Genomic DNA, 537 nt, shown 5'->3' on the forward strand with positions numbered 1-537 from the left:
TTGCGTGAGTACGCATCTGTTACAAGGCTCACGTAGGCCACACTTTCCTGTGTTGGCAGATAGGTTATGTCTGCAACCCAGACCTGTTCGGGCCCACTGGCCACGACTTGTTCCGGGCCCGCTTTGAGCAAGTTGGGATGGCGGCGAAAGCGATGATGGCTATCAGTCGTCTTGTGATAAGCCCGCTTGCGCGGAACCAGCTCTCTCGCGTCACGCAGGATGGTAAATAGACGATCTCTACCTACGCACAACGGCGCAGGGGCCTCGGCGCTCATCAAGTAATGCAGCTTGCGCGTACCCAGCCTTGGCTGGCGACGCCGCTTCTCCAGGACGAAGTCCACAACCTCTTGGGCCTGGCGGACTCTCGCGTCAAAAGCGCGATTACGTTTGTAATACGCTTGGCGCGAAATGCCCATGAACAGGCAAGCCCTGCTGATGCTCAGGTCTTGGATTTGCCCTTGCGAGAAGACTTGCCGGGTCGCTTTTTTACGACAGAAACACCGTAGTCATTTTTTAAAACATTGACGACAGCTTCGA

Annotated in this window: 1 pseudogene; it reads right to left on the minus strand. The window is 55.5% G+C overall.

What is annotated here, in order from left to right:
• A pseudogene (locus KDX37_RS29345) lies at positions 1-537 on the minus strand (IS3 family transposase); the annotation flags it as partial.

The organism is Pseudomonas californiensis, assembly GCF_021147775.1.
GTDB lineage: Bacteria > Pseudomonadota > Gammaproteobacteria > Pseudomonadales > Pseudomonadaceae > Aquipseudomonas > Aquipseudomonas californiensis.